Source organism: Siphonobacter sp. SORGH_AS_1065 (genome assembly GCF_030818595.1).
Lineage (GTDB): Bacteria > Bacteroidota > Bacteroidia > Cytophagales > Spirosomataceae > Siphonobacter.
This window is the reverse complement of the sequence record NZ_JAUTAM010000008.1, coordinates 250,758-265,963: the sequence shown is the minus strand read 5'-3', so window position 1 is coordinate 265,963 and position 15,206 is coordinate 250,758. Positions and strand designations below refer to the sequence as shown.

The following is a 15,206-nucleotide window of genomic DNA, read 5'->3' as shown; positions in this document are numbered from 1 at the left end:
AACAAGTAGACTCAGCGTAGTTACTTTTTTCAGGATTTATTCTTACTTTGTATGATTAAAATCATGAAAAAACGTGCGTACGTTCTCCCAAGTTATTCTTTTCCTGAGTTTTGTTTTTATAGTAGGGTGCTCTACTGCTGAAAAAGAAAAGCCCTATACCATCGGTTTTGCCCAGTGCACCCATGGGGACGACTGGCGAAAAGCCATGTTGGAGGGAATGGAAAAAGAGCTGAGCTTTCACCCGCAGGTAAAGCTACTGATGAAAGATGCTCATGACGATAGCCAGCTTCAGATTCAGCAGATCCGGGAGCTGGTGGCTTCCAAGATCGACTTACTTATTATTTCGCCTAACGAGGCTCAACCCATTACCCCCGTCGTAGAAGAGGTTTTTAACCAGGGCATTCCAGTTATTATTGTAGATCGGCGGACTAACTCTAAACTATTTACGGCTTATGTAGGCGGAGACAACCTACAAATTGGTCAAACGGCGGGGTTATATGTGGGAGAACTGCTGCAAAAGCGGGGTAAGGTATTAGAGATTACCGGAACACCCAGTGCTTCGGCGGCCAGCGAACGACATCAGGCGTTTTCGGAAGCTCTTCGAAAATACCCGGGCATAGAGTTAATGCCTAGTTTAAATGGGGACTGGGAACGTCCTTACGTCATGAAACGTCTGCCGGAAGTGCTGAAAAAGAATCCCGATGTTAATCTGATTTTCGCTCAGAATGACCGAATGGCTTTGGGGGCTTATCAGGTTTGTAAAGCTTTAGGCATTGAGCATCAGGTAAAGATTGTAGGCGTAGACGGGCTGTCAGGCCCCAAAGGCGGCCTTCAATTTGTGGAAGATGGCATATTCAAGGCGACTTTGTTATATCCTACGGGTGGGGAAGAAGCCATTCGAACAGCCCTGAAAATTCTGGATAATGAACCTTATGCCAAAGAAAACATCCTGGGTACGCTGGTCATCGATTCTTCAAATGTCCATATTCTCAAACAGCAGTCCGAGAAAATCGTCGATCAGCGGCAGGACATCCAGAAGCAGCAAGTCCGTATTGAAGAACAAAATCGGCTTTATGATAGTCAGCAGACGGTTTTATACATTTTAGGTGCGTCCTTATTAACGGCGGTAGTGTTCGCCGGGATTGCGTATAAATCTTTACGTTCCAACCGCCGGATTACTCAGCAACTGAAAAACCAGAACGAAGAAATATCGGCTCAACGAAATACGATTTCGGAATTGGCCGAACAGGCCCGGCAATCCACGGAGGCCAAACTGGGCTTTTTTACCAACTTCTCGCACGAGCTCCGAACGCCACTAACCCTGATTTTAAGTCCGATTGATGAGTTATTAGCCGCGGCTCCGGCAGGAAGCAACCAACGGAAAGACCTGGAAGTTATTCAGCGAAATGCCCGCTGGTTGTTAAAACTGATTAACCAGCTTATTGATTTTCGGAAAATCGAAGTGGGCAAAATGCCCTTGCGGGTTGCACAGTATGATCTGGTGAGTTTTACCCGAACGTTACTTCAAGCTTTTGAAAAAACGGCCCAGCAGCGAGGTATACACTTGCGGTTTCTACCCGCAGACTCCCTAATCAATGCCTGGTTCGACGCAAATCTGCTTGATAAGGTAATTGTTAACCTGGTGTCAAACGCATTCAAGTTTACGCCGGATCATGGAAGTATAACGATCGTCCTGCAAACGCAGTCTACGGATGATACCATTCGATTAACGGTTGAAGATACCGGGCCGGGCCTGAGTGAAGAACAGCAAAAACGCGTCTTTGAATGGTTTTATCAGGGGAACGAATCCGCTAGTGTGGGTTCGGGTATTGGTTTGGCCCTGGCAAAAGAATTGATTCAGCTTCATCACGGGACCATTGGTGTTCGGAGTCAGTTGGGTAAAGGCAGTAGCTTTGAAATCAGTTTACCCGCCGGAAAGCCCGTCTATGCTCAGGATGAAGTATTACCCGAGCCTTCAGTGGCAGATCCTGACTGGACTACGGGCGAATTAGTTCCTGAAGTGGAAAGCACGTCCAATCCTCAGGCCGCCAGTGTATTGCTGATTGAAGATAATCTGGAATTGCGAACGTTTCTGACTCGGAAACTTAAACCTCACTTCCAGGTTCTGGAAGCTGCCGATGGTTCAAGTGGCCTGAATACGGCAATGGATGCCTTACCCGATCTTATTGTTTCGGATGTGATGATGCCCGGCACTTCGGGCGTGAATCTGGTAGATACTTTAAAGCAGGATTGGCGAACGTCGCATATTCCTATTGTGCTGTTAACAGCCCGAACGGCTCAGGAACAGCAACTGGAAGGCGTGCAGGCGGGTGCCGATCTTTATCTAACCAAGCCTTTCGACCCAACGTTCTTATTGGAAAGTTTAAAAACCCTGTTGAGAAACCGCCAGCTTGTGAGGGAGCATTTTCGTCGGGAGTTATCAATTGACACCACCGTACCTGCTTCTCAAAAAGTAGATCGCAAATTTATTCAGGAGCTGGGGGCTCTGGTCGAGAGAAATGTGAATCGATCGGAGTTAAGTGTGGAGGAACTAGCTCGGGACATGGGGCTTTCCCGCGTGCAGCTTTATCGAAAAGTCAAAGCTCTGCTGGATTGCGGCGTTACTGATTTCATTCAGAACATTCGCTTAACCAAAGCCCGTGAATTATTAGCCACCCAAAGCATCACCATTGCGGAGGTAGCCTATCAGGTAGGCTTTTCATCTCCCACTTATTTTTCAACGGCCTTTAAAGCCAAATACAATATTTCACCCTCTGACTTTAAAAATTTGCACCAGAAAAATTGATCATGTAACAAAATTGAAAGGTAGGTAACGTGATTGAAATACTTTGCAAGTCAATTTAATATAAAAATAATACAATAGTTCTGTTTTTGAGCCTTTTAACTGGAAATGGTCGGGAAGTATCAAAGTTTAATTATTTTGAGATTGGATTTAATTATCGAAAGGAATAAAGCGGGCAGATTTGTTGAAAAATTCCTCGTATGAAAAAAGTCTTTCTCTGGTCAATTGTCATTGCATTAGGAGGTTTTCTCTTCGGTTTTGATACGGCTGTCATCTCGGGTGCCGAGCGAGCCATTCAGGTAATCTGGAACCTTAATGTCTTCGAACACGGTCTCACCGTTTCCATCGCTTTAATTGGGACAGTTGTAGGAGCCTTGTTAGGAGGCATTCCTTCGGATCGTCTGGGTCGTCGCAAAACCTTATTGGGGGTAGCGGCTTTGTATTTGATTTCCTCTCTGGGGGCGGCCTTGTCACCTACCTGGTTACCTTTCTTATTTTTCCGTTTTCTGGGCGGTTTGGGCGTAGGGGCCTCCTCTGTTACCGCTCCTTTATATATCTCCGAAATTTCACCAGCCCGTTCCCGGGGCCGGATGGTTGCTTTGTTTCAAACCAACGTGGTGTTTGGAATTCTGGTAGCCTATCTTTCCAACTACGCATTTGAAGGCATCGGTGAAAATGCCTGGCGTTGGATGCTGGGCGTACAGGCGGTTCCCTCTTTACTGTTCTTGTTGTTATTACTCGGCGTTCCCGAAAGTCCACGTTGGTTGATTACTAAGTTGGGTAAAGTGGAAGAAGCCCGCAAAATTTTGCAGATCATTAACCCCGACACGTTCAGAGAAGATGTAATCGCCATCGAAGCCAGTCAATTTGCGAATAGCGAACAATCAGAAAACCTCTGGGCAAAATCGAACCGCTTTCCCGTCTTTCTGGCCGTGGTATTTGCCTTCTTTAATCAGGTTTCGGGTATCAATGCGATCATCTATTACGCTCCGCGAATTTTCGAAATGGCTGGCTTTGAGAAAAGTTCTTCCCTGCTTTCAACCACCGGAATCGGGCTGGTAAACTTCTGCTTTACGTTACTGGCCATGAATTTCATTGATCGCTTTGGTCGCCGTACCCTGATGCTTATCGGATCTTTCGGCGTGATTGGTACGCTGGCACTCGTTGCGAGAGCTTTTTATACCCAGCAATTCGACGCCGTTCCTTATTACCTATTCGTGTACATTGCTTTCTTCGCTTTCTCACAGGGAGCCGTGATCTGGGTGTTTATCTCCGAAATTTTTCCGAACAGTGTTCGTGCCAAAGGCCAGGCTCTGGGCAGTTTTACCCACTGGTTTATGGCGGCTCTCATTGCCTTCACGTTCCCGTACTTATCCGAACAACTGGGCGGTGGACACACCTTTTCCTTCTTTGCCATCATGATGTTTCTACAGCTAATTTTCGTTTGGCGAATCATGCCCGAAACGAAAGGAACCAGCCTGGAACAAATGGACAAAACCTTAGTCATCCATTAATGCTTTAACAAAACCCTAAACAGTTACTTAACTACTTCTAATCCTATGAATCTGTTACTCCGCACGTGCCGCACGTGCCTGGGCTTGGTATGCCCTGTGTTTACACCCTCCAGGGAAAAGGTGTATCTCCCTTTACTCATCCCTAACGACTTTACTCCTTACTCTAACCATTAATAGCTATGAAGAATCTTCTATTTTTATGGCTGTTCCTCAGTTCGCAACTGGCCTTTGCTCAGCGAGTATTGACGGGAACAGTGACCGATGCCAAAACCAATGAAGCTCTCGTGGGAGCCAGCATTCTTGGAGTGGGAAGCACCGCTGGAACGACGACTGATGCACAGGGAAAATTTTCGTTAAATATTCCCGCTACTGTAACCACTATCAAGGTTTCGTACATTGGTTATACTACTCAAGATGTACCAGTTTCCGGGTTAACCAATGTTTCCGTTGCTATGGTGGAAGGCCAGCAACTGTCAGAAGTGGTGGTGCTGGGCTATACCTCTTCCAAAAAAGAAGACTTGACGGGTGCGGTAGCGGTAGTGGAAGTCGCTACCATCAAAAATACCAGTTCTGGTAACCCCATGCAGGCGTTGCAGGGCCGCGTACCGGGTTTATACATTGAGAAAACGGGAACACCTTCGGGGGAGAGCAGCCGAATCCTGATTCGTGGGGCGAATACGCTAGGTAATAATGATCCTCTATACATTATTGATGGCGTGCCTACCAAACGGAGTCAGGTTTTTCAGAGTTTGAATGCCAGTGTTATTCAATCGGTTCAGGTGCTGAAAGACGCTTCTTCTGCATCGATTTATGGTTCCCGGGCTTCCAATGGAGTGATCATTGTTACCACTAAAAACGGAGCTGGTACGGATGGAAAAGTACACGTGCAACTGAATAGTAGCATTACTACCCAATCTGAGAAACCTGAACGTTTCAAAATGCTGAATTCCGTTGATCGGGGACGAGCTTTGTGGCAGGCTTCGGTAAATGATAAAGTGGACCCGGCTTCGGGTTACGGAGACATCTATTCGTTTGACTGGAATCGTGATTTTAATAACCCAGTGCTGAACAGTGTAACGGTGAAACCTTATGTAGGCGGCAATACGAACGTTCCGGCAGGAAATACCGACTGGCAAAAAGAAGTATACAAAACGGGGGTTGTGACGAATCAGGATTTGACGATTTCCAGCGGAACGTCAAACTCTTCCATTGCCGTTAACCTGAGTTACCTGAAAAATTCGGGTATGTTACGCTTTACCGATTATGAACGTATAACGGGCCGCGTTAATGCCATGACTAGCAAATGGGACGGACGATTCAAGTTTGGAGTGAACCTTCAAGCCACGACTTCCAAAGAAACACCCGTGGCAACTGATTTAGGTGGAGCTAGAGTGCCGGGATTAGCCGTTACCCTGGCTCCTACCATTCCGGTTTATACCACGACGGGTGAGTATGCGGGTCCACTAGGTTCTGGTTATTCGGATCGGAATAACCCCTTGCATATGCAATACATTAACCGCTGGGATAAAATCAGACGACCCTTTTTGTTTGGTAATGTTTATGCGGAGATCGAGCCCGTTAATAACCTGATTTTCCGTTCATCGGTGGGCATGGATAATTCCGGTTACTCGTTTAAAAATATCGAGCAATCGTTTACGGAAGGGTTTATTTCGCGGTCGCTCAATAACATGACGCTGACGAATACCAAGTTTTTAAGCCTGACCTGGACGAATACCTTGCGGTACAGTCTGGCTTTTGGTTCGCATAAAATAAATGCCCTGGTAGGGGTTGAGGCCATTAAAGATGATCAGGAAACCCTGGTGTCCTATCGCGAAAACTTTGCCGTGCAAACGGAAGATTACTTTGTGCTGAGTGCGGCTTCGGGAAATGCCAGCAGCATGGGCACGTCTACGGGCAGTCGGTTACTCTCACAGTTCGCCCGACTCGATTATGCCTTTAGTGATCGTTACCTGGCAGCCTTAACCCTTCGCCGGGATGGATCTTCCCGCTTCGGATCTCAGAACCGATACGGCTTTTTTCCTGCCGCTTCCATTGGCTGGCGGATTGACCGCGAAGCGTTTCTGGCTAATTCCAAGCTGTTTAGTAACCTGAAGTTACGGGCGGGCGTCGGACGAATTGGTAATCAGGATATTGGGGACTTAGCTCGCTTTGGCTTATTCGAATCACGTTACGGAACGCTGGCTTCACAGGTAACCAATGGCCATGACGCCTTCTTTGACCAATACTGGAACGTCGGAACGGCCTATGATTTGAATGGCTCCAAGAGCGGTACCTTACCTTCGGGATTCGTGCAGACTCAGGGTGCAAACACGGCTCTCAAGTGGGAAACGACGGATGAGCTTAACGTCGGTCTGGATTTTGCTTTCCTGAATGGAAGCCTTTACGGATCATTAGACGTATTCAGTCGTGAAACGCGAGACATCCTTATCAAACCTCCCGTTGCATCAGCAGTGGGCGAAGGTCAGTTGCGGTTCGTAAATGGAGCCACTAAAACCAACAAGGGTTTCGAATTATCGCTGGGTTATAACGGCAAGCCCGTGGGGGACTTTACCTATAGCGTTTTCGCAAACTTCAGCCGCTTCCGCGATAAAATCACGGTGCTTCCCGAAGAGGTTCGTTCCGCATTTGCAGGTAATGCCGTGACTACCATCATTGGTCATTCCCAGTTAGATTTGTTTGGTTATCGCACGGATGGCATTTTCCAGAGTCAGTCGGAAGTAGACGGCCACGCCAAACAGGTAGGTGCTGCTCCGGGTCGGATTCGTTACCGGGATCTCAACAACGACGGGGTTATTAACGCTCTGGATCAGGAGTTTTTCGGAACTACCTTACCGGGTCTGGAATACAGTGCCCGCATTGATTTGGGGTATAAAAACTTCGATTTCTCCCTCTTCGGATCGGGTATTGCGGGTCGCACGGGTTTTGATCCGTATACCTTCTACAATGACTTCATTCGTGGACGTGATAACGTAGGCCCCGGTGTTTTCAGAGCCTGGACACCTCAGAACCCCACCTCAACGGTTCCTGCCTTGACTCTGTCGGACGGCAATGATGAAACGCGGAGTTCGGATTATTTCAATGTAAACACTTCGTATTTCAAAATACGGAATGCTCAGCTTGGTTACACGTTACCCAAGACTACCGTGGAAGGCTGGGGCTTAGGTAGTGTTCGACTCTACGTAATGGGAGAAAACCTGTTCTGGATCAAAAGCAAAAGCTTCCAGGGCCCTGATCCCGAACGCACCACGCTGGACGCCATTCCCGTACCCCGTGCTTATACGTTTGGTTTAAATGTATCCTTCTAAACCGCTTCATTTGTTATGAAAACTATTTTTCGCACCATACTTTTTGCTTCAGGAATCGCTCTGGTTTCCTCCTGCAATAATTTTCTGGAGTATCAGCCCAAGGGCACGCTCTCTTCCGACCAAGTAACGTCCGCTTCCAACGCCGAGGCTCTGGTTACTGCTGCCTACGCGGGTATTGGCAATGCCGATATGATTGGTCCCATTGCTAGCATGTGGGTGTACGGCAGTGTTCGTTCGGACGATGCGTATAAAGGCGGCGGCGGCGTTGCTGACTTGCAGGATATTAACTTCTACGAGCAGTATAACCTCACGCAGGCTCAGCAGGGCGGCGGGTTTTATCACCCCTTAACCTGGGAGAATTACTATAAGGCCATTTCAAGGGCCAACGTAGGCATTCGCTCGCTGACTAATTTATCCGACACGGATTTTCCATCGAAAAAGACGCGTCTGGCGGAATTGCGTTTCCTGCGGGGGCATTCACACTTTATGCTGAAAATGCTCTTCAAGAACATTCCCTACGTCGATGAAACGTTGAGTAACGACCAAATCTTGGCCACTTCTAACCGCCAGGGTACGAATGATGCCTTGTGGGATAAAATTGCTACTGATTTCCAATATGCTCTGGATAACCTGCCCGTTTCGCAAAGCCAGCCGGGTCGTGCCAACCAGTACGCTGCGGCGGCTTACCTGGCCAAGACTCGACTGTATCAGGCCTACGAACAGAATGACAAACATCAGGTTACGAACATTAATCGTACGCATTTACAGCAGGTAGTAGAATTAACCCAGAAAGTAATCAGTTCGGGCAAGTATGACCTCCATTCTGACTTTGCTCAGAACTTTCTGCCCGAATTTGATAATGGCATTGAATCCGTTTTTGCAATTCAGTTTTCCATCAATGACGGAACTACGCTGGGACGTTTGAATACTGAAAACGGGCTCAATTATCCGCACGGAGCACCTCAGTACGGTTGCTGCGGCTTTCACCAGCCCAGTCAGAATTTAGCTAATGCCTTCGGAACGGACGCTAATGGTTTGCCCAAGTTTGATTCGTTTAATGCCACCGAAATTGATTTCAAAACGGCCACGGTAGACCCCCGCGTGGATCACTCGATTGGTATTGATGGTCACCCATACAAGTATAACGCCAGCTTACCTTACAGCAACAGTTGGGTTCGCGATCCGGGAGTATACGGCTATTTTCAGAGTATGAAAGAACAGCAATTGGCGACGAGTCAATTCTTTAAAAAGCAGGGGCCGTTCATTGGTGTAGCAAAGAATGTGGATGTCATTCGTTACGCCGATGTATTACTCTGGCAGGCCGAAGCATACATTGAACTGGGTCAACCCGAGTTAGCTCGTCCGCTGATTAACAAAATCAGAACCCGGGCCGCCGCCAGTACGGGCCGCACCAAGAAAGCCGACGGTAGTGATCCATCCAAATATCTGATTAAAACATACGATGCTTCGGGCTGGACTCAGTCGTATGCCCGTCGGGCTTTGCAATGGGAACGCCGACTGGAATTTGCTCTGGAAAGTCCTCGCTTCTTTGATCTGGTTCGCTGGGGCATTGCCGCAGAAACGCTGAATAACTATCTGGCTAAAGAAAAAACCAGACATTCCTTCTTGAGTGGAGCCAGTTTTACGGCGGGCCGTGATGAGTACCTGCCTATTCCACAGCGTGAAATCAATTTTACCAAAGGTCTGTATATTCAAAATCCAGGCTATTAATTTACCTTAGTGCGAGTCTGCTTAATGGTCTAATCCATTCAGCAGACTTTTAACCTTTTATTATGAAAAAGAAATTATTGCTGAGTTTGCTAGCTGCCATGACGGCTACTTATTCACAGGCCCAAACGCCAACTGAAGCGTATCGTCCAGCCTTTCACTTTACTCCAGAGAAGAATTGGACAAATGATCCGAATGGTCTTTTATATTACGAAGGCGAGTATCACCTTTTTTACCAGTACAATCCTTTTGGCGACACCTGGGGACATATGAGCTGGGGTCACGCCATTAGCAAAGATTTGATTCACTGGGAGCATTTACCCCTCGCGATTCCCGAATTTGATAATCCCGACGGCAAAAGCCAAACCATGATTTTCTCGGGAAGTGCTGTCATTGATTATGGTAACAAAAGTCAGGTATGCCCTCCGGGTACCAAAGATTGTATGGTGGCCATTTACACCGGACACGTGCACGCCAAGGGCGAAGAACTAGAGCAACATCAGAATCTGGCTTACAGTACAGATAAAGGCCGAACCTGGACCCAATACGCTAAAAATCCAGTCTTGACACTAGGCACGCCGTCCTTCCGCGACCCGAACGTATTCTGGTATGAGCCGCAGAAAAAATGGGTGATGTCGGTGGTGAAGCCGGATATTCACACCGCAATGTTCTACGAATCCAAAGATCTGAAAAGCTGGACCAAGACGGGAGAATTTGGCAAACAGGGGGACGTTTCTAAAATCTGGGAGTGCCCTGCCCTGATGGAAGTCCCCATTGAAAATGAACCTGGTAAGAAAAAATGGGTGTTGTATATTTCTTCGGGCCATCAGGTGGAAGGCTTCGTGGGGATGCAATACTTTGTGGGTAATTACGACGGAAAAACCTTCACGCTGGATAAGGATAATCCAAAACCAGCTCGGGCAGGATGGGGTAATAGTATTGATTACGGCAAGGACTATTACGCGGCCATTGAATTTAATAACTTGCCCAAATCGCAGACCAAACCCATTACGTTGGGCTGGGCTCTCAACTGGACGTACGCCAAGGAAATTCCTACAAGTCCTTTTCGGGGCAGTATGACTTTACCCCGCGAAATTTCGCTCAAACGTACGCCCAAAGGCTTAATTCTGATTCAGAAACCTTACCTGGCCTTAGCCAAGCTAAAACGCACGCCACTGGAATCAGTAAAAACGCTAACCTTAACCAGTAACGAAAAGGTTCTTGGTAAAGCCACGGGCGAACGGCTGGAAATTAAAGCAGAGCTGCTTCCGGAGCAAGCCAAAGAAATAGGGTTAAAGCTTTATAAATCAGGTGACGAAGAAACGATTATTCGGTATGTAGATGGTAAAGTACAGTTTGATCGTCGGAAGTCAGGCAAAGTGGATTTTAATCCGACTTTTGCTAGCGTGGAAGAAGCTCCGGTGAAACTTAAAAATGGAACCGTTAAGCTACACATCCTCGTAGATGCCTCGATGGTTGAAGTATACATTAACGATGGCGAAGCCGTAATTACTGACCACGTTTTCCCCACTAAAAAAGACGGAACGGTAAGTTTGTTCACGGAAGGTGGAAAGGGAAGTTTTAAAAACGTCACGGTAGAAAAGCTGGATTAACTCAAGTAAGGAGCCTCTGGCAGACCACAGGTTACTCATGGTCTGCCAGAGGCTCCTTACTTGAGAAGAAAACTTGTTCGGAATGGAAAGGGGGTTACTACCCCGGATAAGTTTGCAAAAGCATAAGTAAGGTCCTTCGCTGTGGATGACAGTGAGAATAGACAACCCCAACTACTTCAGCCCAGCCGATGCCAGCTTTTCCGCTGGCATCATTCGTCTAACGCTTCATATCCACCCCGGGAGTCGCTCGGCTCTAGCCGAGTGACGCTGTAGTAGGGTAGGCTTCTGGCCGGTATTAGTCAGCCTGTTTTGTTTGGGAAAGTTGTTTTGTAACTAGTTAGGGGTTTGCATGCTACCGGCCAGAGGCCTGGAGCTAGGTAGTCACTCGGCTAGAGCCGAGCGACTGCGAGAGAAAAGGGAATGGAGTTACTAACCCAGGCAAGTTTGCAAAAGCATAAGTAAGGTCCTTCGCTCTGATGACAGTGAGAAGAGACAACCCCAACTACTTCAGCCTAGCCGATGCCAGCTTTTTCGCTGGCATCATTCGTCTAACATCCCATTTTTATATTAGCATAATTACTATTTCTTACTTTCCATTGATGGTTTTCTTCGTACAAATCCAGGGTATAACATTTTCCAATAGAATTGAAAAAAAGCTGTAAACGAATCGCCTGATCTGCTAGCGGCACGATGCCCCAGATTTCCAGATAAGGCAAAGGATGTTGCCAATCTCGTTCGTTGGAGCAAGGAGCTTTGTCAATCAGATAGTAAGGCTTCCGGTTGAGACGTTTCCCGTTTTGATGACTTAAGTAAAAAGATTTTACAATTTGTAGCGGATGACGGTAAAACTCTGGCGAAAATTTTTGATGCCTGAAAAGATGCTCAATCCCAGCTTCAATAATAGTAAAATGGTCTATAGCAGGTTTCGATGGGTAACGCCAGTAGATAACAGCGATTATAGCTACAGAACAGAAAAAGATAAGGCCTTTCTTCATCATTACAATACTGGGTTGGATGGGGTTTAAAGTTTACTAATTGATCATCAAAATACACTATAAAACCTTCCTTTTTCTAACGTATGAATGTCGATGCTCTATTTTTTTGCTGGCATTACCTACTATAAATATCCTTGGTTCCGTATCAAAACGAAGGTATAAAAACCTTCACATTTTTATAACATTACCTCGTATAATATCATGATTCCGTAATATTCTCACTCCTAGCTTTGTGGCCTAACTTCTTACTATCCCATGAAGCTTCCATATGTACCTTCTTTTCTAACGGCAGGGGCTCTGCTGTTAGCGGTTGCAGCCTGTACCGATCACGTTTTTCCTCCAGCTGGTTTCCCCCTTTTTGCGGAAGCCTCTGACCCTAAAATACTGGCCACGGCTCCTAACGGTACCGTGATTTATAACGGCGGTTTCGGTTCGGCTCTGGCTACTGATCCCAATGATCCCAATATTTTTTATCTGTTAACCGACCGGGGGCCGAACTCAGGAGGTGTAGCGGCTAACTCCATTATTTTTGGCAAAGCTGATTTTACACCACAAATTGGCAAGTTCCGACGGGACGGAGATAAATTGGTATTACTTGAAACCATTCTTCTGAAAAATGCCGCTGGTCAGCTTCTGACGGGACTTCCTAACCCTTCTGGTCAGGGTAGCACGGGCGAAACACCCCTGGATTTAACGGGTAAAACCTTAAACCCAGACTCCGATGGACTGGATTCGGAAGGACTCGTGCGGGCGGCTGATGGCTCGTTCTGGGTTAGTGATGAATACGGCCCTCACCTTGTTCACTTCGACGCTTCGGGAAAAACGATTGAACGTATTAACCCCTTCGGTTCAGGAACGGGAGGCCGTGTCCTGCCCAAGGTATTGGCTAAACGCCGTCCCAATCGCGGTATGGAAGGTCTGACGATTACTCCCGATGGCAAAACGCTGGTAGGATTAATGCAATCGCCTCTGTATAACCCTTCTTCTTCGGCAGTTTCGGGGGGAACCATTCTGCGGGTATTAACTTTCGATATTACTAGCGGAGAAACTCATCAGTATGCTTACGTCATGGAAAATTCCAGCCTGACGGGTTGCAGTGAAGTAGCAGCCATTACGAATACGACCTTCCTGGCTCTGGAGCGGGACGGTAATTACGGCGGAGATCCAGCCAAACCAGCTAAGTTCAAGAAAGTATTCAAATTTGATCTGGCCGGAGCTACGGACATTTCTGATCCTGCCAATGGTGAAAATGGAAAACTCTATAACGGGCAAACGGTAGAGCAACTTAAGAACACGGCTGGTTTGCAAAGTGCGGGTATTACGCCCGTTACGAAAACGCTGGTGCTGGATTTGCTGGCTCAGATCAACCCCGTGTATCCGCACGACAAAGCCGAAGGTCTTGCTTTGATTGGCAATAGTACGTTGGCTATTTCCAATGACGATGATTTCGGTGTCATTGATAACGGTGCCAACGGTTTTGCGGCCAAGATATTACCTGCTACTGGTAAAGTAGACCGAAACCGTATTTACTTCGTTAATCTGGCTACGCCACTGAAATAACATTTCTATTATTGTTAAGTACTGAAGGTCTGAAAGTCAATTTCTAATTGATTTTCAGACCTTTTTATTATTGCATAGTAGCGAATGGACATTTTTCCATATATTTGAGTCAAATGTCCATTCTATGAAAACATCAATGGTTTCGGTAACGCCTGACTCCGGCTGGAATTTGGGAATAGTAACGGAGATGGTCCGGCAAAAAGCTCCTGCCAATACCATTACCTGGTTGATTTTAGGAAGTACGCATTTTATGGAAAACGAACCCGTTTCCGGGCTGGATTTTCTGACGGCCAGCGAAAAAGGCATTCCTAAAGCATCACTCGAACACCTGGCTGATGTGTTGGACATTCCCATGAAAGACATGGCCGAACTGCTGAACCTTTCTTATAAAACGCTGGCCCGGAAAAAGAAAACGGACGTGTTGAATACGCTCGTCTCCTCTCTTTCCATTGAAATTGCCCATACCATCGCTCTGGGCCTCACCCTTTTCGAAGATCCTGACAAACTCAACCGCTGGTTGCATAAGGAAAATAAAGCCCTGAGCGGACAAAGGCCTTTTGATTTACTGAATACGCCTACGGGCATTAAACTGGTCAACCAAATTCTGGGACGAATCGAGGAAGGAGTGTATTCGTAGTATTCATGATTGTTTATCGAATCGCAAAAAAGAAGGAGCGAGCTAATGATCTAAGCGGCTTAGGGGCCTCATTGTTCGGTGGTCGCTGGAACAACGAAGGCGTTTTCGCATTATATACCAGCGAAAGCCGGGCGTTGGCTATGCTGGAATTATTGGTGCACGTGGATGACTCCGAACTGCCACCAAACCTCTTTATCATGACCATCGAAATTGACGACTCTGCTCAACTTTACGAAGTTCAGGACGAAGCATTACCTATCGACTGGCGGATGACCGAAAATCTGGCATTGAAACATCAGGGCGATAGGATTTTAAAAGCAAAAGAATACCTCGGCTTCAAAGTAAGAAGTGCCGTTTTACCGCAGGAATATAATGTCGTTTTAAATCCTTTATTCCCCAGGTATTACGATCTGGTGAAAGTTATTGCCGTGGAGGATTATACGCGGGATGAGCGTTTGTAATAGAAAAAACGCAACTCTTTTATTTAGGGAGAAAGAAAGGGCCTTACCCATCATTCCTTATACTTTTTGTTAGTTAGCTACCTTCAAAACCTGGTCTGTTTTAGAAGATATTGAGGCTGGATGGTCTCTATGGAGTGCTTCACTCGTATAGCTCAAAAATCTGCTGTCAGCACATGTTCTTAATTTGGAAGAGGCTTACTCCATCATATGTTTATGCTGCCAGCGAAAAAGCTGGCCAGGCCACGCTGGCAGCGGCGGCACCTAACTGCCTTCAGTTAGAAACTAATATGAGTAGTAGTTTCTACCGCTTTACAAGAAATATTTTTAATACTAAAATAGTCAAACGAGCTACTGCCATCGTGGCCGTTGCCAGCTTTTTCGCTGGCAGCACATATTCTAAAGTTGGAAAAGACTCTCTCCATCTTATTAGTACCTTTCAAGTTTATATTAAATAGCGACTAGATTGGAGTAAAATCTATCAATCGAAGGCATAGAAATACCAAACAAAAGGCTGCCCGAATTCCGGGCAGCCTTTTGTTGAAAATAAGTTAATTACCTTAGAGTATAGT

At 46.6% G+C, this 15,206-nt stretch carries 10 protein-coding genes; 9 read left to right on the top strand and 1 reads right to left on the bottom strand.

Features of this window, described 5'->3' with window-relative positions:
* Positions 1 to 73 precede the first annotated feature (73 nt).
* The 5 genes from QE390_RS23580 (at position 74) to QE390_RS23560 (ending at position 10,984) form a co-directional block, all read left to right on the top strand.
* Positions 74 to 2,806: a substrate-binding domain-containing protein gene (locus QE390_RS23580; RefSeq protein ID WP_307144170.1), complete on the top strand. Its 2,733-nt coding sequence runs from the start codon at positions 74 to 76 to the stop codon at positions 2,804 to 2,806.
* Between the two features lie 197 nt (positions 2,807 to 3,003).
* Complete coding sequence (locus tag QE390_RS23575) at positions 3,004 to 4,317, top strand: sugar porter family MFS transporter (RefSeq protein WP_373424573.1); 1,314 nt, start codon at positions 3,004 to 3,006, stop codon at positions 4,315 to 4,317.
* Between the two features lie 179 nt (positions 4,318 to 4,496).
* The gene (locus tag QE390_RS23570) at positions 4,497 to 7,643 is read left to right on the top strand and encodes a TonB-dependent receptor (protein ID WP_106638162.1); all 3,147 of its coding nucleotides are present in this window, start codon (positions 4,497 to 4,499) and stop codon (positions 7,641 to 7,643) included.
* Positions 7,644 to 7,658: 15 nt separating this feature from the next.
* Entirely contained in the window at positions 7,659 to 9,374 is a 1,716-nt protein-coding gene (locus QE390_RS23565) for a RagB/SusD family nutrient uptake outer membrane protein (RefSeq protein ID WP_307144169.1), read from the top strand.
* Positions 9,375 to 9,436: 62 nt separating this feature from the next.
* Positions 9,437 to 10,984 (top strand): glycoside hydrolase family 32 protein, encoded by a 1,548-nt coding sequence (locus tag QE390_RS23560; protein WP_307144168.1) that lies wholly within the window; start codon positions 9,437 to 9,439, stop codon positions 10,982 to 10,984.
* Positions 10,985 to 11,532: 548 nt separating this feature from the next.
* Here the strand turns inward: QE390_RS23560 and QE390_RS23555 are convergent.
* Positions 11,533 to 11,982: a hypothetical protein gene (locus tag QE390_RS23555; RefSeq protein WP_307144167.1), complete on the bottom strand. Its 450-nt coding sequence runs from the start codon at positions 11,980 to 11,982 to the stop codon at positions 11,533 to 11,535.
* Positions 11,983 to 12,234: 252 nt separating this feature from the next.
* On the opposite strand from QE390_RS23555, the gene QE390_RS23550 reads away from it, so the two are divergent.
* The 4 genes from QE390_RS23550 to QE390_RS23535 all read left to right on the top strand — a co-directional run bounded on the left by QE390_RS23550 (position 12,235) and on the right by QE390_RS23535 (position 15,092).
* Entirely contained in the window at positions 12,235 to 13,539 is a 1,305-nt protein-coding gene (locus QE390_RS23550; protein WP_307144166.1) for an esterase-like activity of phytase family protein, read from the top strand.
* 124 nt (positions 13,540 to 13,663) lie between these two features.
* The gene (locus QE390_RS23545) at positions 13,664 to 14,176 is read left to right on the top strand and encodes an antitoxin Xre/MbcA/ParS toxin-binding domain-containing protein (protein WP_307144165.1); all 513 of its coding nucleotides are present in this window, start codon (positions 13,664 to 13,666) and stop codon (positions 14,174 to 14,176) included.
* 5 nt (positions 14,177 to 14,181) lie between these two features.
* A complete protein-coding gene (locus QE390_RS23540; protein ID WP_307144164.1) occupies positions 14,182 to 14,637 on the top strand; it encodes an RES family NAD+ phosphorylase in 456 nt (151 codons plus the stop codon).
* Between the two features lie 173 nt (positions 14,638 to 14,810).
* Positions 14,811 to 15,092, top strand: a complete 282-nt coding sequence (locus tag QE390_RS23535; RefSeq protein WP_307144163.1) for a hypothetical protein — start codon at positions 14,811 to 14,813, stop codon at positions 15,090 to 15,092.
* The last annotated feature ends 114 nt before the right edge of the window (positions 15,093 to 15,206 follow it).

Excerpts from the sequence above, each read along its gene's own strand:
- QE390_RS23575 (WP_373424573.1), top strand. The coding sequence starts at position 3,004 with ATGAAAAAAGTCTTTCTCTGGTCAATTGTCATTGCATTAGGAGGTTTT.
- QE390_RS23570 (WP_106638162.1), top strand. The coding sequence starts at position 4,497 with ATGAAGAATCTTCTATTTTTATGGCTGTTCCTCAGTTCGCAACTGGCC.
- QE390_RS23565 (WP_307144169.1), top strand. The coding sequence starts at position 7,659 with ATGAAAACTATTTTTCGCACCATACTTTTTGCTTCAGGAATCGCTCTG.
- QE390_RS23560 (WP_307144168.1), top strand. The coding sequence starts at position 9,437 with ATGAAAAAGAAATTATTGCTGAGTTTGCTAGCTGCCATGACGGCTACT.
- QE390_RS23555 (WP_307144167.1), bottom strand. The coding sequence starts at position 11,982 with ATGATGAAGAAAGGCCTTATCTTTTTCTGTTCTGTAGCTATAATCGCT.
- QE390_RS23550 (WP_307144166.1), top strand. The coding sequence starts at position 12,235 with ATGAAGCTTCCATATGTACCTTCTTTTCTAACGGCAGGGGCTCTGCTG.
- QE390_RS23545 (WP_307144165.1), top strand. The coding sequence starts at position 13,664 with ATGAAAACATCAATGGTTTCGGTAACGCCTGACTCCGGCTGGAATTTG.
- QE390_RS23540 (WP_307144164.1), top strand. The coding sequence starts at position 14,182 with ATGATTGTTTATCGAATCGCAAAAAAGAAGGAGCGAGCTAATGATCTA.
- QE390_RS23535 (WP_307144163.1), top strand. The coding sequence starts at position 14,811 with ATGTTCTTAATTTGGAAGAGGCTTACTCCATCATATGTTTATGCTGCC.